We start from the raw sequence: 26926 nt of genomic DNA, 5'->3' as shown, positions 1-26926 counted from the left end.
CGAACAGGGGGGATCACATGCGTCTGGTTATAGGTTTTGCCGTGATGGCGGGCAGTGCCGCTGCGCAGGATTTGCCGCCGCCCCTGACGGATGCGCATTTCATGCCCGTCAACCGCGCCGAGGCGGAACTGGGCCAGCTGCTCTTTTATGATCCGATCCTGTCGGGCAACCGCGACGTATCTTGCGCGACCTGCCATCATCCCGCCCTTGGCACCAGCGACGGGCTGTCGCTGGGGTTGGGCGATGGCGGCAAGGGGCTGGGCCCCGACCGCGTGGCCGACCCAGCCAACCGGCCCGAACAGCGCATCCCGCGCAATTCGCCCGCCTTGTTCAACCTCGGGGCGCGTGAATTCACCGTGCTCTTCCACGATGGCCGGATCGAGGTGGACCCCGACCGCCCTGGCGGTCTGCGCACGCCGCTGGCGGACGATATGGTGACAGGCTTTGCCTCGCTTCTGTCGGCGCAAACGATGTTTCCGGTGCTGTCCGCCGATGAGATGGCGGGCCATTACAGTGAAAACGACGTGGCCCAGGCTGTCCGGCGCGGCACGATTACCGGCGAGGGCGGAGCTTGGGACATCATCGCCAAACGTGTCGCGGATATTCCGGCCTATGCCGATCGTTTCATCGCGGTCTATGACCATATCGAAACGCCCGACCAGATCGGGTTCACCGACATTTCCAACGCAGTCGCGGCATTCATGGAACTGGAATGGCGGTCCGACAATGCGCCCTTTGACGCCGTGCTGCGCGGCGAGGCGACCTTGCCCGAGCCCGCCGCCACCGGCATGGCGCTGTTTTACGGCGAGGCAGGCTGCGTGTCCTGTCATGCCGGTCCTTTCCTGACCGACCACCAGTTTCACGCGATGGGCGTTCCGCAGATCGGGCCGGGCAAGGCCGAACGGTTCGAAAGCCACGCCAGCGACCTTGGCCGCTACCGTGTGACGGGCAATCCGGCAGACCTTTACGCCTTCCGCACGCCCAGCCTGCGCAATGTGGCGCTGACCGGCCCTTACGGGCATTCCGGCGCCTATGCCGATCTGCGTGATTTCCTGATCGCGCATCTTGATCCGGTGGCGGCGCTGGAGGCTTACAGCCTTGACCTTGCGCTGCTGCCCGACCTGCCGGTCGATGACACGCGCGGGCTGGCCGACAATGCGGCGATTGCGGCGGCGGTGACGGTTGTGCCGGTCACACGCGACGATGAAGGTCTGGCCGCATTGTTAGCCTTTCTGGATAGTTTGACCGACCCCAACGCCAAGACCGGCGTTCTGGGCATCCCCGATGCGGTGCCAAGCGGCCTAACGGTCGCGCGGATGCCAGAGGGTTGAGGCGGTATTCGCCTGCACCTCATGTGTGCTTAGCCTGCCATCGGGCCATGTCACGGTAACGGTCGCGCGGTCCGCATCGCCCAGCCCGAAATGCAGCGGCAGCGCCTTGCCGCCCGCATGACCGCCGCCGATGGTGTTCTGCTGGCTTTGCACCCCGCTGTCGGTTGTGACCGTCACGACAGCGCCGATCGCATTGCGGTTGCCGCCCGAGCGCACCAGAGAAAGACTGACCCAATTGCCCGCGTTCTCGGTCACGTTGCGGTAAATCTCCAAGGGCGCACGGCGGTTGACGACGATCAGGTCCAGCCGCCCGTCGCCGTCGAAATCGGCCAAGGCCGCCCCGCGTGATCGCGCGGTGGTGGCAATGCCTGCGGTCAGCGCGGCCTCGACAAAAGTGCCATCGGCCTGCTGCATCAACAGGTTGTTAGGGTCCGCCATCGCCAGCCCCGGCATCTGGTCGACGTTGCCTTTGGCGATGAACAGATCGGCGCGGCCGTCATTGTCCACATCGGCGAATTCCGCGTGCCAGCCGGTCGACGGCCGCCCGTCATCGCCGGTATGCGGGCGCTGGGCATAGGTCCCGATACTGTAGGGCGCATTGGCATAGGTGCCATCTTCCTGCGCCAGTTGCAGCAACTGGTCCCCCATCGAGGTCAGCATCACGTCATCGCGGCCATTGCCTGTCAGGTCGCGGCTGGCAATGCCCATCCCCCACAGAGAGACGTTCTGCCAGCCGTCCTCGGCCCCCAGAAACCGCGCATCAGCGTTGTCCCACATCTGCTCATGCCCGCCGCGCACATAGTAATGCCGGTCGTTCGACAGCCGCAGCGTCAGCCGCCCGCGCGCATCCTGCGCCGCCAGCATCGACAGCGGGCAGAACCCCGGCGTCAGGTCCGTGCTGAGGTAACCATCCGCCACGGGGGTCAGGATCTGGTTGGTGTCGCAAGCCTCGAACGGGCCGTCGGGGTTGGTGCGGTCCACATAATTGCCGACGGCCATCATCGGCCTGCCGTCGTAGTCCCACCACGCGGTAAAGGCCGTGGTCCACTGATCGCCTGCGGGAATCCCCCAGTCGGCGGTGGCATCAGTAAAGCCGCAGTCGAAATCGCCGCGCAGCACGGCATTCGGGCCGACGCGCATCACGAACAGGTCCATCGCGCCGTTGGCGTCGATGTCGATGGGATAAGCGCCTGTCACGCCGGTCAACGCGGGGATCGGGACTGGGGTAAAGGTGAAATCACCCTCGTTGCGCAGCAAGATGGCAGCGTTTTCACCGCCAGCGGCAAAGATATCAGGCAAGCCATTGTCATCGCAGTCGAAAACAGCCACGCCGCCGCCCACGAAATGTTCCCACCCACCGTCGTAGATATGGGTGGGAAGCGCGTCCGAGCGGTCCTCGAACACGGGGCTAGCCGCCGCTTGACCCGCCAGCAGGCACAGCACCAGCGCACGGATCATGCCCGCGCCTCGCCCATGATCTTGTCGGTGACCGCCGCCAGCGCCAACGCCGATGCGCCCCGCGCCCAGACCAGATCGCCCCAGGCGTGAATCTCGATCCGGCAAGCCTCGCGCCCGTCATTCAACGTCAGCTTGCGCATATCGGCCAGCACCTCGTCGGAATAAAGGTAGTCGTATTGCATCCGCTCGCCCGACAGAATGATCAGTTCGGGATCGAACAGCTGGATCACATTGGCCAGCCCGACCGACAGATACCGCCCTGCACGGCGGAAGATCGTGCGCGCGGCCTCGTTGCCGCCTTTGGCTTGTGCAAACAGGGCATCCAGCATCGCATTGGGGCTTTGCAGGTTGCGCGGGTTGCGGTGCAGGGCTGTCGCGGCTTCGCGGGCTAGGGCGTAATCGGCCAGATACGCTTCCAGACAGCCGCGCTGGCCGCAACGGCAAAGCGCTCCGTCAAGCTGCACCTTGGTGTGGCCCAGTTCCAGCCCCATGCCGCGGGATCCGCGAAACAGCCGGTTGTCCAGCACCAGCCCCATGCCGACACCGTGTTCGATGGTCACGACCGCGAAATCGGTCATTGACCTACCCGCGCCAAACCAGAGTTCCGCCAGCGTCAACACGTTCGCGTCATTGTCGAGATAGAGCGGCACGCCGAAGCGCGCGCAAAAGGCAGTGGCGATGTCCATGTCGCGATCCGCCAGCAGCGGCGACCACGGCACGGTGCCGGTGTGGTGATCCACGATCCCCGACAGGCCGATCCCCACGGCAGCGATGTTGCACATACCCTTGCCGCTGCCTTGCAGCACAAGCCCGACCAGCACGCCGATCTCATCCAGCAGATCATCAAGGTTTTTGCGGGTCGGGGGTGTGGGTAAGGTGGCATCGGCTAGCATCTGCCCCGAAAAATCGGTCAGCACTGCGGAATGCACTTCGTCGGACAGTTTGATGCCGATGACATGGCAGGCCTCTGACACAACCTCGAGCGCCACAGGGGGGCGGCCGCGCCCTGTTTCGCGCGGCAGGCCTTCAACCTCGCGCAGGAAACCTGCGGCTATCAGGTCGGCTGTCAACGTCGTGGCGGACCCTGCACTGATTCCCAAAGCGCGGGTGACGTCGGTGCGCGCAGCGCGTCCCGCTCCGCGGACATGTTCGAAAATCTGCTGGCGCAGAGGCTTTGCAGAGGCGCTGGCGGTCGGCAACAATGGGCCGCAGCCTGATACCACTGGCGATTCGTCGCCGCTGGCCGAGATTTCATCATACATAGTTCAGCCCTTGAATTATTAACGGGCGATCGGCGCGCCAAAACCCGGGGTGTTCACAGACTGCCCGAATATTGCGCTGTATCAAGCCTGATTTTTCACAAACTGCGCGATTTTTATTTTGACAACTGAATTTAATATGGCATTTTGAATACCGTAGGGCTCGCAAGCCCACACCCTCACTGCATGAGGGCCGCATTTCTGGGAGGAAAACATGCATAAATCCATTATCGCTGCCGCGATTGCTGTCGCTGGCTTCAACTCTGCCGCACTGGCACAGGACCTGACGGTCGGCGTCAGCTGGTCCAACTTTCAGGAAGAGCGCTGGAAGACTGACGAAGCCGCGATTCGCGCAGCGCTTGAAGCCGCTGGCGCGACCTATGTGTCCGCCGACGCGCAGTCGTCCTCGGCCAAGCAGTTGTCGGATGTCGAAAGCCTGATCGCCCAAGGCGTTGACGCGCTGATCATCCTGGCACAGGACAGCGCCGCTATCGGGCCAGCAATCGAAGCTGCCGCCAACGAAGGCATCCCTGTCGTGGCCTATGACCGTCTGATCGAGGACAGCCGCGCCTTCTATCTGACTTTCGACAACGTCGAAGTTGGCCGGATGCAGGCCCGCGCCGTGCTGGAACAGGCACCAAGCGGCAACTACGTCATGATCAAAGGCTCGCCCACCGACCCGAACGCGGATTTCCTGCGTGGCGGCCAGCAGGAAGTGCTGCAGGAAGCCATCGACAGCGGTGCGATCACGATTGTGGCCGAAGCCTATACCGATGGCTGGCTGCCTGCGAACGCACAGCGCAACATGGAACAGATCCTGACCGCCAACGACAACGCGGTTGACGCGGTTGTCGCCTCCAACGACGGCACCGCCGGTGGTGTTGTGGCGGCACTGACAGCACAGGGTCTCGAAGGCATCCCCGTGTCCGGTCAGGACGGCGACCATGCCGCACTGAACCGTGTGGCCCTTGGCACGCAGACCGTGTCGGTCTGGAAAGACGCCCGTGATCTGGGCCGTGCTGCAGGTGAAATCGCTGTCGCACTGGCCGGTAATGACGGCGACATGTCCGCTGTCGAAGGCAGCCAGACATGGACATCGCCTGCCGGCACCGAGATGACGGCGATCTTCCTGGCACCTGTCCCTGTGACCGCTGACAACCTGACCGACGTCACCGACGCGGGCTGGATCACTGTCGAGGCCCTGTGCCAGGGTGTGACCGCAGGTCCGGCACCTTGTAACTAAGATGATGGTGGCGGGCCTGTCCCGCCGCCTCTGGCCCCTGCCGTGGATGCAGGGGCCTCCCCTTTTCCTTTTCATGCAAACCGTTGGCCGCTGACCCTGCGCAATTGGCTGCGATGGAGCAAAGTTATGTCTGATCAAACCGCGACCACTGCGCCCGCCGCGCGCCGGTCTCTGCTCAAAACGCTCGAGGTGGATACCCGCCTGCTTGGCATGATCGGGGCGCTGCTCCTGATCTGGGTTGTGTTCCATCTGTGGTCGGACCAGCGGTTCCTGACACCGCGCAACATTTTCAACCTCTCGATCCAGACCGTATCCGTGGCGATCATGGCGACCGGCATGGTGTTCGTGATCGTGACACGTCACATTGATCTGTCGGTCGGCGCACTGCTGGCCACGACCACGGCGGTCATGGCGATCACCCAGACCCAAATCCTGCCGCAGATATTCGGGCTGGAAATCGGGCATCCGATGATCCCCTGGATCACAATCGCTGCGGGCATCCTGACCGGCGCGTTGATCGGGGCGTTTCAGGGTTATCTGGTCGGCTACCAGATGATCCCTGCCTTTATCGTGACGCTGGGCGGTCTGCTGATCTGGCGGAACGTCGCGTGGCACCTGACCAACGGGCAGACCATCGGGCCGCTGGACCAGACCTATATGCTCTTCGGCGGCATCAACGGCACCTTGGGCATCTTCTGGAGCTGGGTTGTCGGTCTGCTGGCCGCGGCTGCTGCCGCAATCGGGCTGCTGCTCGCGCGGCGGACCAAGATCGGCCACGGCTTCGCGGTCAAGCCGATGTGGGCCGAAGTCGTCGTGATCGGTGTCGTGGTCGCGGCAATCCTCGGCTTTGTTGCCGTGCTGAACGCCTATGCCGTGCCCGACCGCGTGATCGCACGTGAATTCGAACGCTGGGGCTGTGCCGCCGCTGACGGCTGCACCGCCGGATACGGTATCCCTTACTCCGTGCTGCTGCTGATTGCCGTTGCCGTCGTTATGACCGTGATCGCGCAGCGCACGCGCCTTGGCCGCTATATCTTTGCCACGGGCGGAAACCCTGATGCGGCGGAACTATCGGGCATCAACACGAAGCTGCTGACCGTCAAGATTTTCGCCATCGTCGGCATGCTTTGCGCGCTGGGCGGCATCGTCGCCTCGGCCCGTCTGGGGTATCACACCAACGACATCGGCACGCTGGACGAATTGCGCGTCATCGCGGCGGCCGTCATCGGTGGCACAGCACTCGCGGGCGGGATCGGCACGATCTACGGGGCGATCATCGGCGCGCTGATCATGCAGTCGCTGCAATCGGGCATGGCGATGGTCGGTGTGGACGCACCTTATCAGAACATTGTTGTGGGCCTTGTGCTGGTCCTCGCCGTCTGGATCGACATCCAGTACCGCAAATATTCGGGAGCGAAATAACATGACACCTCTGGTGCAGATGAAAGATATCTCGATCTCGTTCGGCGGGATCAAGGCGGTGGACCATGTCAGTATCGACCTGTACCCGGGTGAAGTTGTTGGGCTTCTGGGTCACAACGGTGCGGGCAAATCGACGCTGATCAAGATCCTGTCGGGCGCTTACAAGGCCGATAGCGGCGAGATCTGGATCGACGGCAAAAAGGCCAATATCCAGTCGCCCCGCGACAGCCGCGACCACAATATCGAGACGATCTACCAGACGCTGGCACTGGCCGATAACCTTGATGCGGCATCGAACCTGTTTCTGGGCCGTGAACTGACCACGCCATTCGGTTTCGTCGATGACGGGCGGCAAGAGGCAGAGACGCGCGAGATCATGGCGCGGCTCAACCCGAATTTCAAAAAGCTGAAAGAACCCGTGTCGGCCCTGTCGGGCGGTCAACGCCAGTCGGTCGCCATTGCGCGGGCGGTCTATTTCCAGGCCAAGATCCTCATCATGGACGAACCGACCGCCGCATTGGGCGTGCATGAGACCAAGATGGTTGCGGACCTCATCAAGGAACTGAAAGCGCAGGGTCTGGGCATCTTCCTGATCAGCCACGACACGCGCGAGATGATGGAGCTTTGCGACCGTGTGTCCGTGATGAAGAACGGGCAGGTCGTCGGCACCGAACGGGTCGAGGATGTGACCGAGGATGACATCCTGTCGATGATCATTCTGGGCAAGAACCCGAAACAGGCCGCCTGATGTATATCGGGCTTGATCTGGGGACATCGGGCCTCAAGGCTGTTCTGATCGGTGACGATCAGGCGATTTTGGCAGAAGCCTCCGCACCGCTGGAGGCCGTACGCCCCGAAAGCGGCTGGTCCGAACAGGCGCCTGCCACATGGCTGGACGCCACCGATGCAGTGATGCGCGAGCTTGGTGCGCAGGTGCCGCTGGCGGGGGTCAAGGCCATCGGTCTGTCCGGCCAGATGCACGGCGCGACCTTGCTGGATGACGAGGATCAGGTGCTGCGGCCCTGCATCCTGTGGAACGACACCCGCTCTGCAGTCGAGGCTGCCGCACTGGACGCCGACCCACGGTTCCGCGCGCTGACGGGCAATATCGTGTTTCCGGGCTTCACCGCGCCAAAACTTGCCTGGGTGGCTAAGTATGAACCCGCGATCTTTGCGCGTGTCGCCCGCGTGCTGTTGCCCAAGGATTACCTGCGCCTCTGGCTGACGGGCGAGGCTGTCGCGGAAATGTCGGATGCCGCAGGCACTAGCTGGCTTGATGTCGCCAAACGCGACTGGTCGGATGACCTGCTCGCCGCGACGAACCTCAGCCGTGGGCAGATGCCGCGTCTGGTGGAAGGGTCCGAAGTGTCGGGGCAGGTCCGTGATGCGCTGGCAACCCGTTGGGGCCTGCCGCGTGGCGTGGTCGTGGCGGGTGGCGGTGGCGACAATGCGGCCAGTGCGGTCGGTGTGGGTGTGGTCAAGGCGGGCGACGCTTTCGTCTCGCTTGGTACATCGGGTGTGCTGTTCGCCGCAAGCGATGCCTATAACCCCGATGCCGCCAGTGCCGTGCATACCTTCTGCCATGCCTTGCCCGACACATGGCACCAGATGGGCGTGATCCTTGCCGCTGCCGATGCGCTGAACTGGTTTGCGAAGGTTGCGGACAAACCCGCCGCGACGCTGACCGGCAGTCTGGGCGCGTTGCAGGCCCCCGGCAAGCCGCTGTTCCTGCCGTACTTGGGCGGCGAACGGACCCCGCATAACGATGCAGCAATCCGTGGTGCGTTCCTGCATCTGGATCACGCGACAGATACCAAGGCGATGGCGCGGGCTGTGCTGGAAGGCGTGACCCATGCAATCCGCGATTGCCATGATGCGCTGACCAGCACCGGCACGAAAATCAACCGCCTGATCGCCGTGGGTGGCGGGTCGCGGTCGGATTACTGGGTGCAGGCGATTGCCACATCGCTCGACCTGCCGATCGAATTGCCTGTCGCGGGTGATTTCGGCGGCGCTTTTGGTGCTGCCCGCCTTGGCCTGATGGCCGCAACGGGGGCAGGGGCCGAGATTGCCACGGCTCCCAAAATCGCCCGCACGATTGACCCCGACACCAAACTGACCGCGGCCTTTGCCGAGGCCCATGCGCGCTACCGCGCGAGCTATACCGCTCTGAAAGGACTATCATGACCGATTTCTTCAAAGGCATCCCCGCCATCACCTACGAAGGGCCGGACAGCGACAACGACTTCGCCTTCCGCCATTACAACCCCGACGAAGTGGTCATGGGCAAGACGCTGAAGGATCACCTGCGTTTCGCCGCCGCCTATTGGCATTCCTTTGCATGGCCGGGCGGTGACCCGTTCGGCGGGCAGACCTTTGACCGCCCTTGGTTCGGCGACAGCATGGATGCGGCCAAGATGAAGGCCGATGCCGCCTTCGAGATGTTCCAGATCCTGAACGTGCCTTACTTCTGTTTCCACGACGCCGATGTGCGCCCCGAAGGGAACAGCTTTGCGGAAAATACCCGCAATCTGGAAGAAATCGTCGAGTACTTCGCGGCCAAGATGGAAGCGACCGGCGTCAAGCTGCTCTGGGGCACGGCCAACCTGTTTTCGCACCGCCGGTTCATGGCGGGGGCGGCGACGAACCCTGATCCTGATGTGTTCGCGTTTTCGGCCGCGACGATCAAGACCTGTATGGACGCGACCATGAAACTGGGCGGCGAAAACTATGTCCTGTGGGGCGGGCGCGAAGGCTATGAGACGCTTTTGAACACCGACATGGGCCGCGAACGCGCGCAGGCGGGGCGGATGCTGCAGATGGTCGTCGATTACAAGCACAAGATGGGCTTTAAAGGCGCGATCCTGATCGAACCCAAGCCGCAGGAACCGACCAAGCACCAGTATGACTACGATGTCGCCACCGTTTACGGGTTCCTCAAGGAATTCGGGTTGGAAGGCGAGGTCAAGATGAACATCGAACAGGGTCACGCCATTCTGGCGGGCCATTCGTTTGAACATGAGCTGGCGATGGCGCGGGAATTGGGGATTTTCGGGTCCATCGACATGAACCGCAACGATTACCAGTCCGGCTGGGATACCGACCAGTTCCCGAACAACGTACCCGAAATGGCGCTGGCCTATTACGAGGTGCTGCGTGCAGGCGGGTTCACCACGGGCGGCACCAACTTCGACGCCAAACTGCGCCGCCAGAGCCTTGATGCCGAGGATCTGATCCTTGCGCATGTCGGCGGCATGGATGCCTGTGCTGCGGGTCTGAAAGCCGCCGCTCGGATGCTGGAAGATGGCAAGCTGGAAGCCGCGCGCAACGCCCGTTACGCCGGCTGGGACACAGAGGCTGGCAAGGCGCTTTTGTCCAGCGATCTCGACAGCATTACCGCCAAGGTCCAGTCCGAAGGGATCAACCCCGAACCACGCTCGGGCCGTCAGGAACGGCTGGAAAATCTGGTCAATCGCTACCTGTAAAAACCTTGTGCGCCTGCGGGGTGCTGCTAGTGTCAGCGGCACCCTTGCAGGCGTAACAGCATGATCCGCACGATTTTCAAGGCGCTTGGGCGCAGCTTCATGGATGTGTCCCTGCGCACCGGCGCAGGCCATAACGTGCGGATTGTCGAACGGCCGGGGCGCTGGATGGAAGATGGGGCGCTGGCTGATCTCTCTGCCCAGTTGCGCACCATCGCCGCCCGCACCCTGCCTGCGGGCGGGCTGACATACGGCGTCTTTTCCGGCGACAAGGCCCGCATGGGCGATGTCATCATCACGCTGGTCTGCCGCGCGGACGGCACTCCCATCGCGTTCAACGCGCTTGCCATCATGCAGATCGACACAGGCCCGCATCCGACCGAGGTGCTGCATCTGGGCCTTGTCATGGTCGACCCTGACGAGCGGTCCAAGAACCTGTCGTGGGTTCTCTATGGTCTGACCTGTTTTCTGGTGTTCTTCCGCCGCCAGTTCCGGCCTGTCTGGATATCCAACGTCACGCAGGTGCCCGCCGTTGTCGGCATGGTGTCGGGCATGTTTTCCGACGTCTGGCCCGGACCGCAGGCGGGGCGGCGCACGCTGAATCACCTGCTGCTGGCGCGTCAGATCATGGACGGGCAGCGGCATGTGTTCGGTGTCGGCCCCGATGCCACCTTCGACGAGGACCGCTTTGTGATCGAGAACGCCTATACCGGCGGATCGGATGATCTCAAAAAGACATGGGACGCCGCACCGAAACACCGCGACGACAGCTATAACGCCTTTTGCGCCGCGATGCTGGATTACGACCGGGGCGATGACGTGCTGCAACTGGGGCGGATGGACCTTGCCGCGATGCGGACCTACCTGTCACGCGAAGTGCCGAAATCCGCCGTGCTGGGCCTCTTGGTGACGGCGGCTCTGGTCGGTCTGCGGCGTGTGATCCTGCCTGCCGTCTATTGGGCCGACAGCACGCGGGCTTGGGCCACGCTGCGCCCCTATAAGGACCGCGCGCCGTGATTGTCGCCGCCACCGTCATGATCCAGCTATTCCTGTCGGCAGCCGCCCTTGTCGGATTGTTCGTGCTGCAAGGGGTGCTGGTCCGCCGCGACCCGTGGGACCCGATCAACCGCCGGTTCCTGTTCGGCATCCGCGCGACGATGTTGCTGTTCATCGGCCGTATCCTTGTCGCCATGACGGGGATCGAGGCCTTCCGCATCCTTGTGCTGCTGGCCGCCGCGCTGATCCCGCTGGGTGTGCTGTTGCTGACCGAAGGTCTGCTGCGCCGCCATGCGCCACCCGCGATCAAGCTGGTGATCGGGGGCGGGGCGGTCGTGTTCGGCCTGTCGTCGCTGTGGTATGCCGATACCATCGACCCCGCGCGCCTGTTTGCGCTTCTGGGGTTCCAGACCCTCGGGTTCCTTCTGTCGGGCTGGATGGTTCTTACCCGCGACAAAAGCCAGTTGTCACGGTCCGAGAATGCCATGGTCGTGCGGTTGGGCCTGTCGCTTTTGTTGTTCATCCCGCTGGCTGCGGGGGATTTCCTGCTGCTTTACATCGGCCTGCCGATCCAGTTTTCGGCCCTTGGGGTGCTGATCCTGTGCTGGCTTGCCATCGGGCTGGGGCGCACGCATCAGGGCCATGCGGCGACGCTGACCAATCTGGGTGTGATGATCGCCGCTGCCGTGGCCGTGGGCGGCATGATCGGCTTTCTGGCGCAACTGGGCTGGGACGGCAGCATTTTATGTATCGCGGCGATCATGACGACCCTTTTTGTCGTGGCAATCCTGAACGACGCGCGTGCCTTGCTGCAGGAAGACCAGAGCCTTGTCCTGCTGCGCTATCTGGCGACCGCGCAGACCGACGATCCGATGGTGTTCCTGCGCGATCTGCAAAGCCATCCGCTGGTCGAAGGCGCGGTTGTTGTCAACGAGGCGAGCCTGTCGGGTCTGCAGGATGATGTGTTGGACCGGATCTTTGCCGCAGCGCCCGTGTTGCGGCGCAACGATCCGCCCGCCCTTGGCCCTGTGGCCGACGATCACATCGCATGGCTGTTCGACCGCTATGCCGCAACCCATGTCATCCTTGCCATGCCGCGCCCGAAGGTGTTGATTGCGCTTTCAATGCCGTCACTGGGTCTGTCGCCTGCGGCGGAACTGGAATTGCAGGTCGTCCAGCGGATGGCGGCGCTGCTGGCGCGCAAGGCGGAGGCAAGGGATGGATGACAGGCAAGATACTGCGCGGCGGATTTTCGCGGCTGGGGTGCGGGCGGCCGATCCTGTCGGGGCGGTCACGCGGCATCTGGATCAGGTCGCAAAGCCCGCGCTGATCGTCGCCGTGGGCAAGGCCGCGCGGGGCATGGCTCAGGCGGCCTTGGCGCGGTTTGCGGGCGTGCCTTCCATCGTTGTCACCAATTACGAAAACGCCGAGCCGCTTGATGGGGCGCAGGTGCTTGCCGCAGGGCATCCGGTGCCGGATGACAACGGCGCAGCCGCTGCGAAGGCCGTGATCGCAGCCTTGCGTGATGCGAAAGGTCCGGTGCTGGCGCTGATCTCGGGCGGCGGGTCTGCCTTGCTGCCTGCGCCTGGCGGTTCGTTGACGCTGGCCGACAAGATCGCGGTCAACGAGCTGTTGCTGGGATCGGGCCTTGATATCCGCGACATGAACCTGATCCGCCAGCAACTCTCGGACCTCAAGGGCGGGGGGATGCTGCGCCATGCGGCCCCGCACCCTGTCACGGCGCTGATCCTGTCCGATGTGGTGGGCGACGATCTGAGCGCGATTGCCAGCGGGCCGACAGCACCACCCATCGGCACAGCGGCGCAGGCGGTGACGCTGTTGCGGAATGCGGACCTCTGGGACCGCGTGCCGCCCGCCGTGCGCGACCATCTGGGGCAGGCCCGACCCGTGCCGGACCTGCCCGCCGCGCGCAACATCCTGATCGGATCGAATGGCCAAAGCGTCGCCGCCATGGCGCAGGCAGCAGGTGGGGCCTTTGTCATCCCCGAACCTGTCACAGGCGACGTGTCGGATGCCGCGACGCTGATCTGCGATCAGGCGCGCCCCGGTATCACGCTCTGGGGCGGGGAAACCACGGTGGTGCTGCAAGGCACGGGACGCGGCGGGCGCAATCAGGAACTGGCTTTGCGCATCGCGCTGGAGGCACAAAGACGTGGCTGGCGCGACTGGACCTGCCTGCAAGGCGGCAGCGACGGGCGCGACGGGCCGACCGATGCCGCAGGCGGGATCGTCGATCAGGACACGCTGGCGAAGATCGACGATCTGGAAGGGCTTTTGGCCAACAACGACAGCTATGCCGCATTGGCGCAGGCGGATGGGTTGCTGATGACAGGGGCCACAGGCACGAATGTTGCCGATCTGGGTGTGCTGATCCGGGGGCAGGTGGATGGCTGAGACATGGCTTGACCGCTTTGCAGGGCTCGCGCGGCTGGAACAGCCCGTGCGCGACCTGCTGCTTGCGCGCAGCGCAATCATCGCGGCACCCGAAGGCAGCGTGATCTTCGGCCCCGGTAAATCTCCGGAAAACATGCTCTTCCTGCTCGACGGGGTGGTGCGGGTGCAACAGGTGTCCGAAAGCGGGCATGATATCGTGCTTTACCGGATCACCGCGGGCGAAAGCTGTGTGCTGACCACGGCGTGTCTTTTGGCCTACGACGATTATGCTGCCGAAGGGATCGCCGAAACCGATGTGCAAGCCGCCGCCATCCCGCGCGACGTGTTCGACGATCTGGTCGCGCAATCCAAGTCTTTCCGCAGCTTTGTCTTTGCCGCCTTTTCCAAGCGGATCACTGACCTGTTTTTGATGATCGACACCGTGGCCTTCCAGCGCATTGACGTCCGTCTGGCCGATACCCTGCTAAAGCTGTCCCATGGCGAAGATACCGTCGCCACGACGCACCAGAAACTTGCCGTTGAACTGGGCACCGCGCGCGAGGTCGTGTCGCGCCAGTTGCAGGAATTCCAGCGCCGTGGCTGGATCGCGCAGGCGCGCGGGTCGGTTGCGATCAGCGACCGCGCGGGGCTGGAACAACTGGCGCGGCATCATAGCTGACGCGGCTTGGTGACATTGTCACCGTCGCAGGGCGCAGGGTCGCGGTAGAGAGGGGGCAGCTTGATGAAGGAGCCTCTGAAATGACTGTAAATGTTGGCAATATCGACCGGATGATCCGCGGTATCGTGGGAATCGTCCTTTTGGCCCTGCCGTTCGTCAGTGGCATGGCGCTGTTCGACAGCACGCTCGCCACGATCATCTCTGTCGTGGTAGGCTTGGTGATGCTGGGGGTCGCAGCGACGCGGTCCTGCCCGCTCTATTCCGTTCTGGGTGTGCGCACCTGCAAGGTCTGATCTTGCGATAAACCTGTCCGCTTGCAGCCCCTGCAAGCGGCCCAACTGGCCAGAAACTGATGAATACCCGTTTGACCCGTTACCTGCCCATCCTGTCATGGGGGCGGGATTATACCCGTTCCAACCTTGGCAACGACCTGACCGCGGCCTTTATCGTCACGATCATGCTGATCCCGCAATCGCTGGCCTATGCGCTGCTGGCGGGGCTTCCGGCCGAGGCGGGGCTCTATGCCTCGATCGTGCCGATCATGCTTTATGCCGTGTTCGGCACCAGCCGCAGCTTGGCCGTGGGTCCCGTCGCGGTTGTGTCGCTGATGACGGCGGCCGCACTCAGCAATATCGTCGAGCAAGGCACCATGGGCTATGCCGTGGCCGCCCTGTCCTTGGCGGGCTTGTCCGGTGTCATTCTGGTGGCGATGGGGTTGTTCCGGCTGGGGTTCGTAGCGAATTTCCTGTCGCATCCGGTGATCGCGGGGTTCATCACGGCGTCGGGCATCATCATTGCGGCAAGCCAGTTGAAACATATTTTGGGCATCAGTGCGGACGGGCATAACCTATTGGACCTGTTGATCTCGTTGGCGACAAATCTGGGTGGCATCAACTGGATCACCGCGCTGATCGGCGTGCTGGCGACCGCATTCCTGTTCTGGGTACGCAAGGGGTTGAAGCCAGTGCTGACCAAGCTTGGCCTTGGCGCGGGGCTGACGGGGTTTCTGGTGAAACTCGGCCCCATCGTGGTGGTCGTGTCGACCACGGCGGCGGTCTGGTACTGGGGGCTGGACGCGCGCGGCGTCAAGATCGTGGGCGATGTGCCGCAAAGCCTGCCGCCGTTCACGCTGCCATCCTTTTCGCCCGCTTTGCTGGGGCAGTTGCTGCTGCCCGCTTTCCTGATCTCGATCATCGGCTTTGTGGAATCGATTTCCGTGGCGCAAACGCTCGCCGCCAAGAAACGCCAGCGCATCGACCCCGATCAGGAGTTGATCGGGCTGGGGGCCGCCAATATCGGCGCATCGCTGACGGGTGGTTTTCCGGTGACGGGTGGTTTTTCCCGCTCGGTCGTGAACTTCGACGCAGGGGCGGCGACACCGGCTGCGGGGGCGTTCACCGCCGTCGGGCTTGCGATTGCGGCTGTTGCTCTGACGCCGCTGATCTATTTCCTGCCGACTGCGACCTTGGCCGCGACGATCATCGTGGCGGTGCTGAGCCTTGTGGATTTCTCGATCCTCAAACGCAGTTGGGCCTATAACCGCGGTGATTTCGCAGCCGTCGCCATCACGATCCTGCTGACCTTGGCGCTGGGCGTGGAGGCGGGGATTTCCGCAGGCGTGCTACTGTCGGTGCTGCTGCATCTTTACCGTTCGTCCAAGCCCCATATCGCCGAAGTGGGGCAGGTGCCGGGGACCGAACATTTCCGCAATATCCTGCGCCACAAGGTCATCACCCATCCCAGCATCGTGACGCTGCGGGTGGATGAAAGCCTCTATTTCGCGAATGCCCGCTATCTGGAGGACCGGATTCAGGCGCGCGTCGCGGGGGACAAAGAGGTGCGGCACGTGATCCTGCAATGTTCCGCCATCAACGAGATCGACTTCAGCGCGCTGGAATCGCTCGAGGCGATTAACGAGCGGCTGCGCGAGATGGACGTGAAACTGCATCTGTCAGAGGTGAAAGGCCCCGTGATGGACCGTCTGACGGAACAGCATTTCCTGCACCAGCTGACCGGCCGCGTGTTCTTGTCGCAATATGACGCGGTGCAGGGGGTGTTGGGTCCGGCTGTTGAAAGCTAAGTTGGATGTTTATGATCCGAAGTACGCGACCTCACGGGCGATTTTGAACCGGATTTTTTTCTTCAGCTCTGAAAGGTCAGCTGGATTACTGCATTTGTGTATCATTCGATGACAAGTTGGACAGAGGACCAAAAAATCTTCAGGAATTCGGTATCGGCGCGTTTCGCCTTGAGCGAGTCCACTGAGAGGTTTAGAGTGGTGGACGTCTAGAGGTACTTCATGCGCTAGTCCAACAAAGCCATAATCTCTTTTGGGGTCCATGCCACAACCCTCACAAATTGGTGGCTTTCGTCGTAATACGTCTCTTCTAACCTTTGGCGACCGTTCAATGCGGTTTGATAAAATGTAGCGTCTGGTTTCTTCGACATCTTTGCTACCTGCTGTTTCTTGCATAACTTCGCTTGGCGTCGTTCCGCCACGATCAACTAGTGCTTCATAGGCGAGCAACATTTTATGGAGATCAGCAGTTATAATTTCATCTGTCAGATCGTCTGCAGAGTACGTTTTACCAAATGAATGGCCGGCCTCGTAGCCGTTCGGTAATCCAGCGTCCGAATTAAGATCAATAGGTGCTTCAGAGAAATATTGAACAAAATCAGGAATTCTATCCGCAATGTCCCTTGCACGTCTTTTTAGGACTTCGCGCCCGCGTGATTGGCCGTACTCAGCGTAAATCGCAGTTGTGCCTTGGTTCATTGATAGAGTTACTGAGTTTGTGTATGGATTTACAAGATAGACAGCATAAAATCCTTGAGTGGCTGACTCAGTGATTATTGGATCAAAAAATGCAAGCCAAGGAATAGATGCCCAGCCACCTTGCCCCACACTTGCCTTCACCTTGAGATCGAACGACCAATACAAAATCTTCTTCTTGGCCTCGGTAGCAATATCGTGACGAACAAAGTCGCCAAATGCGGAGTTCGAGAACGGCTTTCCGCGCTCATAGGTATACTCCGTTGCAAGGCGATAAAGATAACGTGCTAACATGATCGGCCTCTGCTAATAACTAATTAACCATAACCGGTTTCTTTCACACCACAAGAACTCACCGAGACAAAAGTTCTGCCAAACAAAAAGGGCCATCCAAACTGGATGACCCTTCTAGTTCTATGATTGCTTTGCGATCAGTTCAGATCGGCAGCATAGGCATTTGCCAGATCAGCCTCGACCTCGGCCACGGCTGCTTGCAGCGCGGCAAGGATTTCCGGCCCGCCCTGCACATTGGCGCTGAACCAGTCATAGACGGGCGCTGCGGCCTCGGCAAAGAGCGCCTTTTCCTCTGGCGATGGCACATAGAGATCACCGCCACCCGCAACGAAGGCTTCATAGGCTTCGATGGACTTGCGCTTGGGCGAGGCGAATGTCGCCTGTTGCAGCGCATAGAAACCATCCACCACGATGCGGCGCAGATCCTCTGGCATGGCGAGGAACTTTTCGTTGTTCATCCACCAGATCGCACCCATGTAGGAATGCCCGTCCAGCGTCAGGTATTGCAGGCCGGCATCGGGGAACTTCATGTTCATGATGTCGGTGATCCCGTTGGCGGTGCCTTCCACGACGCCGGTTTGCAGCGATGTGAACAGCTCGGGCCACTGGATCGGGGTGGCAGATGCGCCCATCGATTCCACCAGCTGGATCGGCAGGTCGGCCACAACCGTGCGCAGTTTCAGCCCTTGCAGATCGGCAGGGGTCGTCACGCGGCGCTGCGTGTTGGCAAAGTTGCGCCAGCCCCCCGTATTGCCGATGGTCATCAGGCGGATCGTGTTGTCGCTGTCGGCCAGCGCCATGTCACGCATGGTACGGACGAAATCGCCTGACAGGACGGCCTCGGCCACACGGTCGCTGCTCATCAGATAGGGCAGGTCAAGCACCTGCACATAGGGGAAAATCCCCGCCGCACCGCCAGAGGTGGAGATATAGACGTCGATCGAGCCTTCGGAGACACCCTCGAGGCATTCCTCGCCGGTGGCGCAGAGCTGCGTGCCGATGAACAATTCCACAGCGATGCGCCCGTTAGAGGCCGCCTCGACATAATCCTTGAACACGACAAGACCGTCGTAGTCTTCGTCGTCCGTGTTGGAATTGGCGGTCGCGCGGATTGTGAAATCCTGTGCGGCCAAGGCCATCGGCGTGACGAGCATGGCGGCTGTCGCGGCGACTTTTGTGATTGATTTCAGCATTTTATCCTCCCTATGGATGCTGTTCAGTTCAGTACCGGCGCGGGGCTGATACAGGCGGAAAAGCCGACGTCCGGGGCACAGCCCAGAAAACCGGCCAGGTATGGCACCGTCATCGAAATGGCGGGGACATAGGTAATCAGGAAAATCACGAGGATCTCGACCGCCAGAAACGGCAGGATCGCTTTGGCGATGGTTTCGACGCGTTCGCCCGATACGGTAGAGGCGACAAAAAGGACAAGCCCCATGGGGGGCGTTGCCAGCCCCACGGTCAGGTTCACGCTCATGATGATGGCGAAATGCACGGGATGCACGCCCATGTCGACGAAGATTGGTCCAAGGATCGGCCCCAGAATGATGATCGCCGGACCCGCATCCAGAAACATGCCGACGATGAACAGCAAGATATTGATCAAAAACAGCAGGATCAGCGGGTTTTCGGATAGCGACAGGATATAGTCTGAGAGTATCTGCGGTGCATATGACAAGGCCACGACAGTCTTGAACGCGACTGCCGCCCCCACCAGCAGCAGCACGGCGGATGTGGCGATGGCCGAGCGCGTCAGCACGCCCGTAAGATCGCGCAGTTTCATCGACCGCAGCACGAAGAACGATACGATCAGCGCATAGGCGACAGCCACAGCCGACGCTTCGGTCGGGGTGAACACGCCGACAAGAATGCCGCCCAGAATGATGATCGGCGTCTGCAGGGGGGCCACGGCCTTTTTGCAGACCATACGGAAATCGGACGTGACCCGTTTGCGATAGCCCATCAATATGAAATGCGACGCGACCAGCAGCGCCGCGAACACGACCCAGAGGCTCAGCGCATGCACTGTATCGCCCGCGTCATTCACGCGCGCCAATCCGACAGGGGTCGCGATAAAGGAATAAAGCGCGATCAGCAGCCCTGCGAGATTGATCCGCAGCAGGGCAAAGCTGACCCAGTATTCGACCGCCGTGATCGTCTGGTTCTTGGTGACGATCCGTTCCGCCTTGGGCAGGTCATAGCGGTCGGCCATCAGCCGGACCATGACCATCAGTCCGACGCCCACCAGAATCCCCGGCACGATCCCTGCCAGAAACAGCGAGGCGACGCTTTCGCCCATCACATAGGCATAGATGATCATGATGCCCGAAGGCGGAATGATCGGCCCGATGACAGAACTCGCCGCCGTGATCGCGGCGGCGAAACGGCGGGTATAGCCGTTCTTTTCCATCGCGGGGATCATGGTGGACCCGATGGCGGATGTATCGGCCACGGCCGACCCCGACAGGCCCGCGAACAGCATCGACGACAGGATATTCACATGCGCCAGACCGCCGCGCAGATGGCCCATGAAAGCTTGCGCGAATTCCACCAGCCGCATGGTGATGCCGCCACGGTTCATAATCTCGCCCGCCAGCATGAAGAAGGGCAGCGCCATCAGGGGAAAACTGTCCATGCCGTTGTAAAGGTTGCGGTAAAGGCCGGCCACCACGTTGCGGGTGTCGCCCTCGGCCATGATCATCGCAAAAGGGGCGGCCATCAGCGCAAAGACGACGGGCAGGCCGATCAGGATGAGGATCAGGAACAGCGGCAGGAACAGGATCAGCATTATTCAGCCCCCGCCATCTGTTCTTGTTTGAACGATGTCAGGCGGTCACCGTGACCCAGCAGGGTGATGACCTGCCGCAACATCAGTTCGACATTGACCACGATCAGCAGGTTTACCCCGACCCAAAGCGAGGCATATTGGTAATTGTTCTGGAACCGCGCACCGCATTTGCCGATCTCGATCCCGAAAGGCCAGCGCAGCGACGATGAACAGCCGCGCCCCGAGAGCGTATCAAGATGGTTGTTCAGCCCCCGTTCCCACGCGATCACCAGCACCCAGAGCGAGATCGCCAAGATCAGCAGGGTCAGTAGTCCCGCGACCATCCGGGGCAGGGCGCGTTCCAGCATGTCGATGGCCACGAACCCGCCCACCCGGTAGGCCAGCGGCGCCATCAGACCTGTCATCCAGAGCATCCCGAACCGCGCGCCTTCTTCGGTCCAGTTGGGGGCTGCGTTCAGCACATAGCGGAAAAACACCTGTCCGAGGATCAAGGCCACCATCACGGCAAGCGCTGTCACAGCAATCAGCTTGCCGATCGCCAGCACGGCGGTGTTGAACCGCTCGAGCGGCCACAAGATACCAAACAGGACCGACATCGGCTCCTCCCCTGTTCATGTTGCGGGCCTTCGGCCCTTTGGGGGCGCTGCCCCCTTGCCCCAAGGGGCAATTCCCCCGGGATATTTTTACTCGGACGATGGATGGTGTGGTGCGAAAGTGCCGTATTGGCCGCCGTGAAAGGTCAAGGGCTGGCCATCGGTGTGATGGGCTTTGGTCACGCGGCCGACGATGATGACATGATCGCCCGCGTCGTGGCTGGTTTCGAGATTGCATTCGAAGGTGGCAAGTGCCCCTTCGATGATCGGCATGCCGCAATGCGACAGATGGGTCGGCACGTTACGGATCGCGGTCTTGGAGGCGAGAATGGCCGCGCATATATCGCGCTGGTCGGCGGCCATCACATGGATCGCAAAGCGGCGCGCGCCTACGAAATGTTCAAAGCGTTTGGACGATTTGGCAGGCGACCACAACACCAGCGGCGGGTCGAGCGAGACGCTGGCAAAGCTGTTGGCGACGATCCCGATGGGTCCTTCGGGGCTGTCGGTGGTGATGACCGTCACGCCGGTCGTAAAGGTCCCGAGGGCTGCACGGAAACTGGTGCTGTCGGTTTGAGGGTCGAATGTCTGGGGCATCACGGGACTTCCTGGCCAAGGGCTGCGGTATAGAGCTTGAACCACGTCTCACGGTCCATCGTGACTTTCAATGCGTCAGAAAGGGTTTTGATCCGTGCAATCGCATTGGTGCCCATCACCGGCATGATCCGCGCGGGATGTGCCAGCAACCATGCGACGGCGACGGCCCCCATGTCCACACCCTGTTCGGCGGCGATGGCTGCAAGCGTGTCCTGCACCGCACCATTGCCCGTCATCAACGCGCCGCCGCCCAAAGGCGACCAGGCCATGACCGGCACACCGCGTTCCTGCAAGTAGGCGACGTCGCCGTCGGTGAAGCCTTGATGTGCCGCCAGCGACAGTTCGATCTGGTTGGTAATCAGCGGCGTCTGCATCGCCGATTGCAGCAGGGTCCAGTCGTGCAGCTTGAAGTTCGACACGCCGACGCTGCGCACCTTGCCGGACGCGACCAGCGCATCGAGCGCCGCACCTGTGTCGTGGTGGTCCATCAGCGGGTCGGGCCGGTGGACCAGCAAAGTGTCAATCCGGTCGACCCCCATCAGCCGCAGCGAATGATCGACCGAGGCGGTCACATGCGCGGCAGAGGTGTCGTAATACTTGACGCTGGCCCCTGCATAGCGCCCCGCAGACACGACGATATCGCATTTGGTCACGATCTCGATCTGGTCTTTCAGCGCGGGGGCCGCGCGCAACGCGTTACCCATGATCTCTTCGGCCATATAGCCGCCGTAGATATCGGCCTGATCCATCGTGGTAATGCCCTGGGCCAGACACGCCTCGATCTTGGCCTGCACGTGTTTGGGGCTGGTGTCGGCGTCATCGCCCAGCCGCCACATGCCATAGACGATGCGGCTAAAGGAAAGGTCGTCGGTGATGGTGATACGTTGCATTAGCGGCGTGGTCCTGTGCCCAAGGGCGTGGCTGGAGTTTCAATCGGCACGCGCCCGTAGGCATGCGGCAGCGAGCAGGTTTTCAGATGCGGCATGACACGCGCGCCGAAATGTTCGGCCTCGGCGATATGCGGATAGCCCGAGAAGATGAAAGCACGGATGCCCATTTTCTGGTAGGCTTCGATCTTGGTCATGATCTGGTCGGTCGACCCCACAAGGGCCGCCCCGCAGCCCGACCGGGCGCGGCCGATCCCCGTCCAAAGCCCCGGTTCGGTGTATCCGAACTGATCCGCCAGTTCGCGCGCGCGCGATTGGTGGGCGACGCCAAGGCTGATGCTGTCATGGGCGCGGTCGCGGATTAGCTTGCCGTATTCGTCGTCCAGCTTGCTTGCGATGTAATCGGCATAGTCTTTCGCCTCGGCTTCGGTGTCGCGTACGATCATGTGCACGCGCAGCCCGTAATCCAGCGTGCGGCCATGGGCGGCGGCGCGGGCGTGGACGTCTTTCATGCGCTGTTCCAGCACGTCCACCGTCTCGGGCCACATCAGATAGACGTCGCATTGCGCGCCGCAAAGTTCCAGCGCGTCGGGCGAATAGCCGCCGAAATAGAGCAGCGGGCCGCCGTTCTGCTGGTAAGGGCGGGCAGGGTCGGTGGTCAGCTTGCTGATCTGGTAGATCTCGCCGTCATAGCTGACCTCGTCCTGCGTCCAGCATTTGCGCAGGATTTCCACGACCTCGTGGCTGCGCTTGTAGCGGTATTTGCTGTCGGCCACTTCGCCGGGGAAATCGGAGCTGATGACGTTCAGCGTCAGCCGCCCTTTGAGCATGTGATCGAGCGTGGCGATGGTGCGCGCCAGCATGATGGGCTGGACCTCGCCACAGCGGATGGCAGCAAGGAAATTGATCTTTTCCGTCAAGGGCGCCATGCCCGCGACGAAAGACAGCGTGTCCTGACCGACCTGATAGGAGGAGGGTGCAAGGATGTTGCGGAACCCCTGTGCCTCGGCCGTCAGGGCGATATCGCGGCAATGCTCCCAAGACGAGCGCAGATCGCCATCAGGCACGCCCAGAAACTGGTAGTCATCCGAACACAGGGCGGAAAACCAGGACACCTCTGCCGCATCAAGGTCGGCGCTGGTGACGGGCACGACGGTCATTGATTCCCCTCCCAAGGACTTGCTGATTGCACTTGCGTAGCACGGTCGGATATGTGCAACAATAGTGTATCAATTCGTTGGGCGCGCCGGGGAGGGGCAGGGCCATGGCGACACCCTCTGCCTTGCCGAAATTCGTGCAGCTGAGCGAAATGCTGATCCGTGAAATCGCCGCCGGACATCTGGCCGATGGCGCACGCCTGCCCCCCGAACGCGAGATGGCCGAGACCTTGGGCGTCGCTGTCGGCACCCTGCGCAAGGCGCTGGCCGATGTCGAGGCCAAGGGGCTGCTGCAGCGCGTGCAAGGGTCGGGCAATTACGTGCGCAGGCTGGAGGCGGTCGATTCCGTCTATGCCTTTTTCCGGCTGGAGCTGAAACGCGGCGGCGGTTTGCCCACCGCACAGGTGCTGTCGGTCGATCTGCTGCCCAAGCCTGCGGATGCACAGCCCTTCGGGGATCATCCGCAAGGCCACCGGATCAGGCGGTTGCGCTGGCTGGGCGGGGTTCTGGTCGGGCTGGAGGAAATCTGGCTCGACGGCGGCTATGCGCCTGCGATCGGGCCCGAGGACCTGCTCGATTCGCTCTATCTGTTTTACCGCGATCGGCTGGGTCTGGTGATCGCCGCGGCCGAGGACCGGATCGGGATCGCACATCTGCCCGACTGGACGCCGCCTGCGTTCCATCTGCGGGTGGGGGCGGTGACAGGATACATCGAACGCAATTCATATCTGGCAGGCCGCGTGCCTGTCGAATTTTCGCGCACCTGGTTCGATGCGGACCGGGCGCAGTATATCTCGCGCATGGGAAAAGGGTGAACGACGTGCAAATGGTGAACTACGGGCTGGTCGGCTGCGGTATGATGGCCCGCGAACATATCATGAATATCAACCTGTTGCCGCATGGGCGGGTGTCTGTGGTCTATGATCCGGTGCCGGACCTTGCGCAGGGGGCGGCGGTGCTGGCGGGCGGCGCGCAGGTCGCGGACAGTTTGGATGCGCTGCTGGCCTATCCCGATCTGGACGCCATTGTCATCGTCAGCCCGAATTACCTGCATGTCCCGCAATTGCAGCAGATCGCGGCGACGCGGCCTCTGCCGATCCTGTGCGAAAAGCCGCTGTTCACCAACCCGTCCGAGGCGGCGCTGGTCGAAGACCTGTTCGCAGGCTACCCGCATCCCGTCTGGGTCGCGATGGAATACCGCTATATGCCCCCCGTCGCCGCCCTGATCGCGCAGGCCGAGGCGGCCACGGGTGGCGTCAAGATGCTGACGATCCGCGAACACCGCTTTCCGTTCCTGCCCAAGGTCGGCGACTGGAACCGCTTCAACGCCAAGACGGGCGGAACACTAGTCGAGAAATGCTGCCATTTCTTCGACCTGATGCGCCTGATCCTGCAAGACGAACCTGTGCGCGTGATGGCCAGCGCGGGGCAGGCGGTGAACCATATCGACGAACGCTATGACGGGCAGGCGCCCGATATCTGGGACAATGCCTATGTGATCGTCGATTTCGCAGGCGGTGCGCGCGCGATGCTGGAACTGTGTATGTTCGCCGAAGGGTCGCGCTATCAGGAAGAAATCAGCGCTGTGGGACCGCGCGGCAAGATCGAGGCGCTGGTCCCCGGTCCGGGCCGGTTCTGGCCGATGGCGCTGGGTGAACCACCCGTGCCGCAGCTCATCATCAGCCCGCGTGATCCCAAGGGACCGTTTGTGTCGGAAATTCCGGTAGATCCGACTTTGCTTGAGGCGGGCGATCACAACGGATCGACATTCTACCAGCACCAGCGGTTCAACGCGGTTCTGCGCGGCGAGGGTGCGGTCGAAGTCACGGTACAGGACGGCGCCAAGGCCGTCGCCATCGGGATGGCCGCACAGGAAAGCGCGCGGACGGGGCAAGCAGTTAGCCTGATCGCGCCAAGCAGCGCTTCGGCAAAAGTTGTGGGGCTATAGTTGCCAATTCTGTGGTGAAGTTGCTGGCAGGACCGTGATCCTGCCAGCAATATTGCCTCCGCCGACCCGGCGTCTGCAATCCGCAAAACTTGATAAACAAACACTCTGTACACGCGGGTTAGTTGTGCTTTAGTCCGTTACATTTCTTTGCGTCAATACATTTTTCGTGCCCATCCATCCAAACCTTACCTAAAGGACAGGTTCGCGGATATAACGCTCCGTCACAGTCAACAGGACGGTTTTTCAAAGCAGGAAAAAACGCGCTGTCGGCGCAAACTGTCCGTTCGAAGCGCTTTGGATTCGCTTTTGGACGACCTTCTCTGTTTTGGTGTAAATTGGTCGCGAACCGGCAGACGGGGTGCTATGATGGCCGCCCATGGCAGATCGGCACATGCCGTCAGCGAAAGGGCCATCCTTGCACAAGAAGATCGTTCATATCGTTCTGACCCGACCCGACCCGTTGGGCGCTGGCGCAGATATTCGCAACCTTGCAGTGCATCGGGCGCTGGCAGAACAAGGCAAAGCTGTTTTGGTGGCGGTCGATGACTTTCTGCCCGAACCGGGCCTTTATCCGCAGCGCAAACCTTCGGGGATCGAAGCGGATTTGCCTGCAAGCACCGTCCATGGTGTCGTGGAAAAGGTGCAGTCCTTGATGCCGGACCTGATCGTGCTGGATGGCGTATTTCTGGCAGATGTCGCGCAAGCGCTGAGCGTGGCGGGGCATGGGTATGTGCTTGATATGCACAACGTCGAATCGGATCTTTGCCGGCAGATCGACAGGGCAAGGCGCGGGTTGTGGGCGCATGTCCGGTATCGCCGCCGCTGGCAGGCCGCGCGCCGTGCCGAGGCGGCCGTCGTCACCGGGGCCATGCGTGTGATGGTTTGTTCCGACAAGGACGGACAGCGTGCTGCGACACTGGCCGGACGGGCGATCTCGTATCACGTTGTGCCCAATCCGGTTCCGGCATGGTGTCGCGACGGGCGGGTGCCTGATCTTTCCAGCGACCATGGATGCCGCATCCTGTTTGTCGGTCACCTGGGATATGCGCCCAACATCAGGGCGGCGCACCGCCTGTTGACACGGATACTGCCGGTGATCGCACGCGCCGTGCCGGATGTTTCGCTGGAAATCTGTGGACGCAGGCCAAACACCAAGTTGCGCGCGCTGGTAGATGTGACCCCCAATGCCGCCCTGCACGCCGATCTGGCAGATCTGGCCCCGCATTACGCGGCGGCCACGGTCGCCGTCATCCCGCTGACCGAAGGCGGCGGCACGCGTCTGAAAGTGCTCGAAGCGCTGTCCGTCGGTTTGCCCGTCGTTGCAAGCGCCAAGGCGGTGGAGGGGATCGGGCTTGTGCCGGGCCTGCACTATCTGGAGGCGCGGTCTGACGCAGACTTCGTGCGTGCGACCCTGCGCGTGGTGCAGGAAGCGGGGCTGGCCGCAACGCTTGTCAGCAATGGCAAAGCTTTCGTAGAGGAGAAGTTCAGCACCGCGGCGATCGGGCGCGCGGTCGCTGCCGCGATTTCCGTTCCCCTTGATCTGGTGACACCAGAACCGCCAGCCCTTGACGCCGCGCTGCCTGCCCGAAACAGTCGGCCCGGTCACATCGCAGCGGAGGGATAGG

At 62.0% G+C, this 26926-nt stretch carries 24 protein-coding genes; 15 read left to right on the top strand and 9 right to left on the bottom strand.

Annotated elements, in window-relative coordinates:
- Positions 1 to 17: 17 nt before the first annotated feature.
- Positions 18 to 1331 carry a cytochrome-c peroxidase gene (locus tag VCK47_RS04725; RefSeq protein WP_322889565.1) on the top strand — a complete coding sequence of 438 codons (1314 nt, stop codon included), beginning with the start codon at positions 18 to 20 and terminating at the stop codon, positions 1329 to 1331.
- On the opposite strand, the gene VCK47_RS04720 is transcribed toward VCK47_RS04725, so the two are convergent.
- Together VCK47_RS04720 and VCK47_RS04715 are read right to left on the bottom strand one after the other, a co-directional pair.
- Positions 1302 to 2789: a CRTAC1 family protein gene (locus VCK47_RS04720; RefSeq protein WP_322889564.1), complete on the bottom strand. Its 1488-nt coding sequence runs from the start codon at positions 2787 to 2789 to the stop codon at positions 1302 to 1304. The two genes, VCK47_RS04725 and VCK47_RS04720, sit on opposite strands and share 30 nt — an antisense overlap.
- Entirely contained in the window at positions 2786 to 4051 is a 1266-nt protein-coding gene (locus tag VCK47_RS04715) for an ROK family protein (protein WP_322889563.1), read from the bottom strand. The genes VCK47_RS04720 and VCK47_RS04715 overlap by 4 nt, the downstream gene beginning before the upstream one ends.
- A 211-nt stretch (positions 4052 to 4262) precedes the next feature.
- Here VCK47_RS04715 and xylF point away from each other — a divergent pair, with 211 nt between their 5' ends.
- The 11 genes from xylF to VCK47_RS04660 all read left to right on the top strand — a co-directional run bounded on the left by xylF (position 4263) and on the right by VCK47_RS04660 (position 16344).
- Entirely contained in the window at positions 4263 to 5291 is a 1029-nt protein-coding gene (gene xylF / locus VCK47_RS04710; RefSeq protein WP_322889562.1) for a D-xylose ABC transporter substrate-binding protein, read from the top strand.
- Between the two features lie 126 nt (positions 5292 to 5417).
- A complete protein-coding gene (locus VCK47_RS04705) occupies positions 5418 to 6713 on the top strand; it encodes a sugar ABC transporter permease (RefSeq protein ID WP_322889561.1) in 1296 nt (431 codons plus the stop codon).
- Position 6714: 1 nt separating this feature from the next.
- Entirely contained in the window at positions 6715 to 7461 is a 747-nt protein-coding gene (locus tag VCK47_RS04700; protein ID WP_322889560.1) for an ATP-binding cassette domain-containing protein, read from the top strand.
- Positions 7461 to 8900, top strand: coding sequence for a xylulokinase (gene xylB, locus VCK47_RS04695; RefSeq protein ID WP_322889559.1), 1440 nt, complete (start codon positions 7461 to 7463; stop codon positions 8898 to 8900). Before VCK47_RS04700 ends, xylB begins: the two co-directional genes overlap by 1 nt.
- Entirely contained in the window at positions 8897 to 10198 is a 1302-nt protein-coding gene (gene xylA, locus VCK47_RS04690; RefSeq protein ID WP_322889558.1) for a xylose isomerase, read from the top strand. The genes xylB and xylA overlap by 4 nt, the downstream gene beginning before the upstream one ends.
- 60 nt (positions 10199 to 10258) lie before the next feature.
- A complete protein-coding gene (locus VCK47_RS04685) occupies positions 10259 to 11212 on the top strand; it encodes a hypothetical protein (protein ID WP_322889557.1) in 954 nt (317 codons plus the stop codon).
- Positions 11209 to 12417 (top strand): hypothetical protein, encoded by a 1209-nt coding sequence (locus VCK47_RS04680; RefSeq protein WP_322889556.1) that lies wholly within the window; start codon positions 11209 to 11211, stop codon positions 12415 to 12417. Before VCK47_RS04685 ends, VCK47_RS04680 begins: the two co-directional genes overlap by 4 nt.
- On the top strand, positions 12410 to 13606 hold the full coding sequence (locus VCK47_RS04675; protein ID WP_322889555.1) for a glycerate kinase type-2 family protein: 1197 nt from the start codon (positions 12410 to 12412) through the stop codon (positions 13604 to 13606). Before VCK47_RS04680 ends, VCK47_RS04675 begins: the two co-directional genes overlap by 8 nt.
- Complete coding sequence (locus tag VCK47_RS04670) at positions 13599 to 14264, top strand: Crp/Fnr family transcriptional regulator (RefSeq protein WP_322889554.1); 666 nt, start codon at positions 13599 to 13601, stop codon at positions 14262 to 14264. The genes VCK47_RS04675 and VCK47_RS04670 overlap by 8 nt, the downstream gene beginning before the upstream one ends.
- Before the next feature lie 80 nt (positions 14265 to 14344).
- Complete coding sequence (locus VCK47_RS04665; protein ID WP_322889553.1) at positions 14345 to 14557, top strand: DUF2892 domain-containing protein; 213 nt, start codon at positions 14345 to 14347, stop codon at positions 14555 to 14557.
- Positions 14558 to 14616: 59 nt separating this feature from the next.
- Positions 14617 to 16344, top strand: a complete 1728-nt coding sequence (locus VCK47_RS04660) for a SulP family inorganic anion transporter (RefSeq protein ID WP_322889552.1) — start codon at positions 14617 to 14619, stop codon at positions 16342 to 16344.
- A gap of 9 nt (positions 16345 to 16353) precedes the next feature.
- Here the strand turns inward: VCK47_RS04660 and VCK47_RS04655 are convergent, their stop codons facing one another.
- The 7 genes from VCK47_RS04655 to VCK47_RS04625 form a co-directional block, all read right to left on the bottom strand.
- On the bottom strand, positions 16354 to 17331 hold the full coding sequence (locus tag VCK47_RS04655) for an MrcB family domain-containing protein (protein ID WP_322889551.1): 978 nt from the start codon (positions 17329 to 17331) through the stop codon (positions 16354 to 16356).
- Between the two features lie 137 nt (positions 17332 to 17468).
- The gene (dctP, locus tag VCK47_RS04650) at positions 17469 to 18524 is read right to left on the bottom strand and encodes a TRAP transporter substrate-binding protein DctP (protein ID WP_322889550.1); all 1056 of its coding nucleotides are present in this window, start codon (positions 18522 to 18524) and stop codon (positions 17469 to 17471) included.
- A gap of 23 nt (positions 18525 to 18547) precedes the next feature.
- Positions 18548 to 20119, bottom strand: coding sequence for a TRAP transporter large permease (locus tag VCK47_RS04645; RefSeq protein WP_322889549.1), 1572 nt, complete (start codon positions 20117 to 20119; stop codon positions 18548 to 18550).
- Positions 20119 to 20715, bottom strand: coding sequence for a TRAP transporter small permease (locus tag VCK47_RS04640; RefSeq protein WP_322889548.1), 597 nt, complete (start codon positions 20713 to 20715; stop codon positions 20119 to 20121). The genes VCK47_RS04645 and VCK47_RS04640 overlap by 1 nt, the downstream gene beginning before the upstream one ends.
- An 87-nt stretch (positions 20716 to 20802) precedes the next feature.
- A complete protein-coding gene (locus tag VCK47_RS04635) occupies positions 20803 to 21309 on the bottom strand; it encodes a flavin reductase family protein (RefSeq protein WP_322889547.1) in 507 nt (168 codons plus the stop codon).
- Positions 21309 to 22199 carry an aldo/keto reductase gene (locus VCK47_RS04630; RefSeq protein WP_322889546.1) on the bottom strand — a complete coding sequence of 297 codons (891 nt, stop codon included), beginning with the start codon at positions 22197 to 22199 and terminating at the stop codon, positions 21309 to 21311. The genes VCK47_RS04635 and VCK47_RS04630 overlap by 1 nt, the downstream gene beginning before the upstream one ends.
- Entirely contained in the window at positions 22199 to 23356 is a 1158-nt protein-coding gene (locus tag VCK47_RS04625) for an LLM class flavin-dependent oxidoreductase (protein WP_322889545.1), read from the bottom strand. Before VCK47_RS04625 ends, VCK47_RS04630 begins: the two co-directional genes overlap by 1 nt.
- Before the next feature lie 104 nt (positions 23357 to 23460).
- Here VCK47_RS04625 and VCK47_RS04620 point away from each other — a divergent pair, with 104 nt between their 5' ends.
- The 3 genes from VCK47_RS04620 to VCK47_RS04610 all read left to right on the top strand — a co-directional run bounded on the left by VCK47_RS04620 (position 23461) and on the right by VCK47_RS04610 (position 26925).
- Positions 23461 to 24168, top strand: coding sequence for a GntR family transcriptional regulator (locus VCK47_RS04620; RefSeq protein WP_322889544.1), 708 nt, complete (start codon positions 23461 to 23463; stop codon positions 24166 to 24168).
- 11 nt (positions 24169 to 24179) lie between these two features.
- Positions 24180 to 25301, top strand: a complete 1122-nt coding sequence (locus VCK47_RS04615) for a Gfo/Idh/MocA family oxidoreductase (RefSeq protein WP_322890023.1) — start codon at positions 24180 to 24182, stop codon at positions 25299 to 25301.
- Between the two features lie 415 nt (positions 25302 to 25716).
- Entirely contained in the window at positions 25717 to 26925 is a 1209-nt protein-coding gene (locus tag VCK47_RS04610; protein WP_322889543.1) for a glycosyltransferase family 4 protein, read from the top strand.
- Position 26926 lies beyond the last annotated feature (1 nt).

This window comes from Yoonia sp. 72 (assembly GCF_034652275.1).
GTDB lineage: Bacteria > Pseudomonadota > Alphaproteobacteria > Rhodobacterales > Rhodobacteraceae > Yoonia.
This window is presented reverse-complemented; position numbering and strand designations above follow the sequence as displayed.

Coding starts and splice junctions, on each gene's coding strand:
- VCK47_RS04655 (WP_322889551.1), bottom strand. CDS start 17,331: ATGTTAGCACGTTATCTTTATCGCCTTGCAACGGAGTATACCTATGAG.
- VCK47_RS04660 (WP_322889552.1), top strand. CDS start 14,617: ATGAATACCCGTTTGACCCGTTACCTGCCCATCCTGTCATGGGGGCGG.
- VCK47_RS04625 (WP_322889545.1), bottom strand. CDS start 23,356: ATGACCGTCGTGCCCGTCACCAGCGCCGACCTTGATGCGGCAGAGGTG.
- VCK47_RS04640 (WP_322889548.1), bottom strand. CDS start 20,715: ATGTCGGTCCTGTTTGGTATCTTGTGGCCGCTCGAGCGGTTCAACACC.
- VCK47_RS04725 (WP_322889565.1), top strand. CDS start 18: ATGCGTCTGGTTATAGGTTTTGCCGTGATGGCGGGCAGTGCCGCTGCG.
- VCK47_RS04615 (WP_322890023.1), top strand. CDS start 24,180: ATGGTGAACTACGGGCTGGTCGGCTGCGGTATGATGGCCCGCGAACAT.
- xylA (WP_322889558.1), top strand. CDS start 8,897: ATGACCGATTTCTTCAAAGGCATCCCCGCCATCACCTACGAAGGGCCG.
- VCK47_RS04665 (WP_322889553.1), top strand. CDS start 14,345: ATGACTGTAAATGTTGGCAATATCGACCGGATGATCCGCGGTATCGTG.
- xylF (WP_322889562.1), top strand. CDS start 4,263: ATGCATAAATCCATTATCGCTGCCGCGATTGCTGTCGCTGGCTTCAAC.
- VCK47_RS04630 (WP_322889546.1), bottom strand. CDS start 22,199: ATGCAACGTATCACCATCACCGACGACCTTTCCTTTAGCCGCATCGTC.
- VCK47_RS04720 (WP_322889564.1), bottom strand. CDS start 2,789: ATGATCCGTGCGCTGGTGCTGTGCCTGCTGGCGGGTCAAGCGGCGGCT.
- VCK47_RS04635 (WP_322889547.1), bottom strand. CDS start 21,309: ATGCCCCAGACATTCGACCCTCAAACCGACAGCACCAGTTTCCGTGCA.
- VCK47_RS04645 (WP_322889549.1), bottom strand. CDS start 20,119: ATGCTGATCCTGTTCCTGCCGCTGTTCCTGATCCTCATCCTGATCGGC.
- xylB (WP_322889559.1), top strand. CDS start 7,461: ATGTATATCGGGCTTGATCTGGGGACATCGGGCCTCAAGGCTGTTCTG.
- VCK47_RS04700 (WP_322889560.1), top strand. CDS start 6,715: ATGACACCTCTGGTGCAGATGAAAGATATCTCGATCTCGTTCGGCGGG.
- VCK47_RS04620 (WP_322889544.1), top strand. CDS start 23,461: ATGGCGACACCCTCTGCCTTGCCGAAATTCGTGCAGCTGAGCGAAATG.
- VCK47_RS04705 (WP_322889561.1), top strand. CDS start 5,418: ATGTCTGATCAAACCGCGACCACTGCGCCCGCCGCGCGCCGGTCTCTG.
- VCK47_RS04670 (WP_322889554.1), top strand. CDS start 13,599: ATGGCTGAGACATGGCTTGACCGCTTTGCAGGGCTCGCGCGGCTGGAA.
- VCK47_RS04715 (WP_322889563.1), bottom strand. CDS start 4,051: ATGTATGATGAAATCTCGGCCAGCGGCGACGAATCGCCAGTGGTATCA.
- dctP (WP_322889550.1), bottom strand. CDS start 18,524: ATGCTGAAATCAATCACAAAAGTCGCCGCGACAGCCGCCATGCTCGTC.
- VCK47_RS04685 (WP_322889557.1), top strand. CDS start 10,259: ATGATCCGCACGATTTTCAAGGCGCTTGGGCGCAGCTTCATGGATGTG.
- VCK47_RS04675 (WP_322889555.1), top strand. CDS start 12,410: ATGGATGACAGGCAAGATACTGCGCGGCGGATTTTCGCGGCTGGGGTG.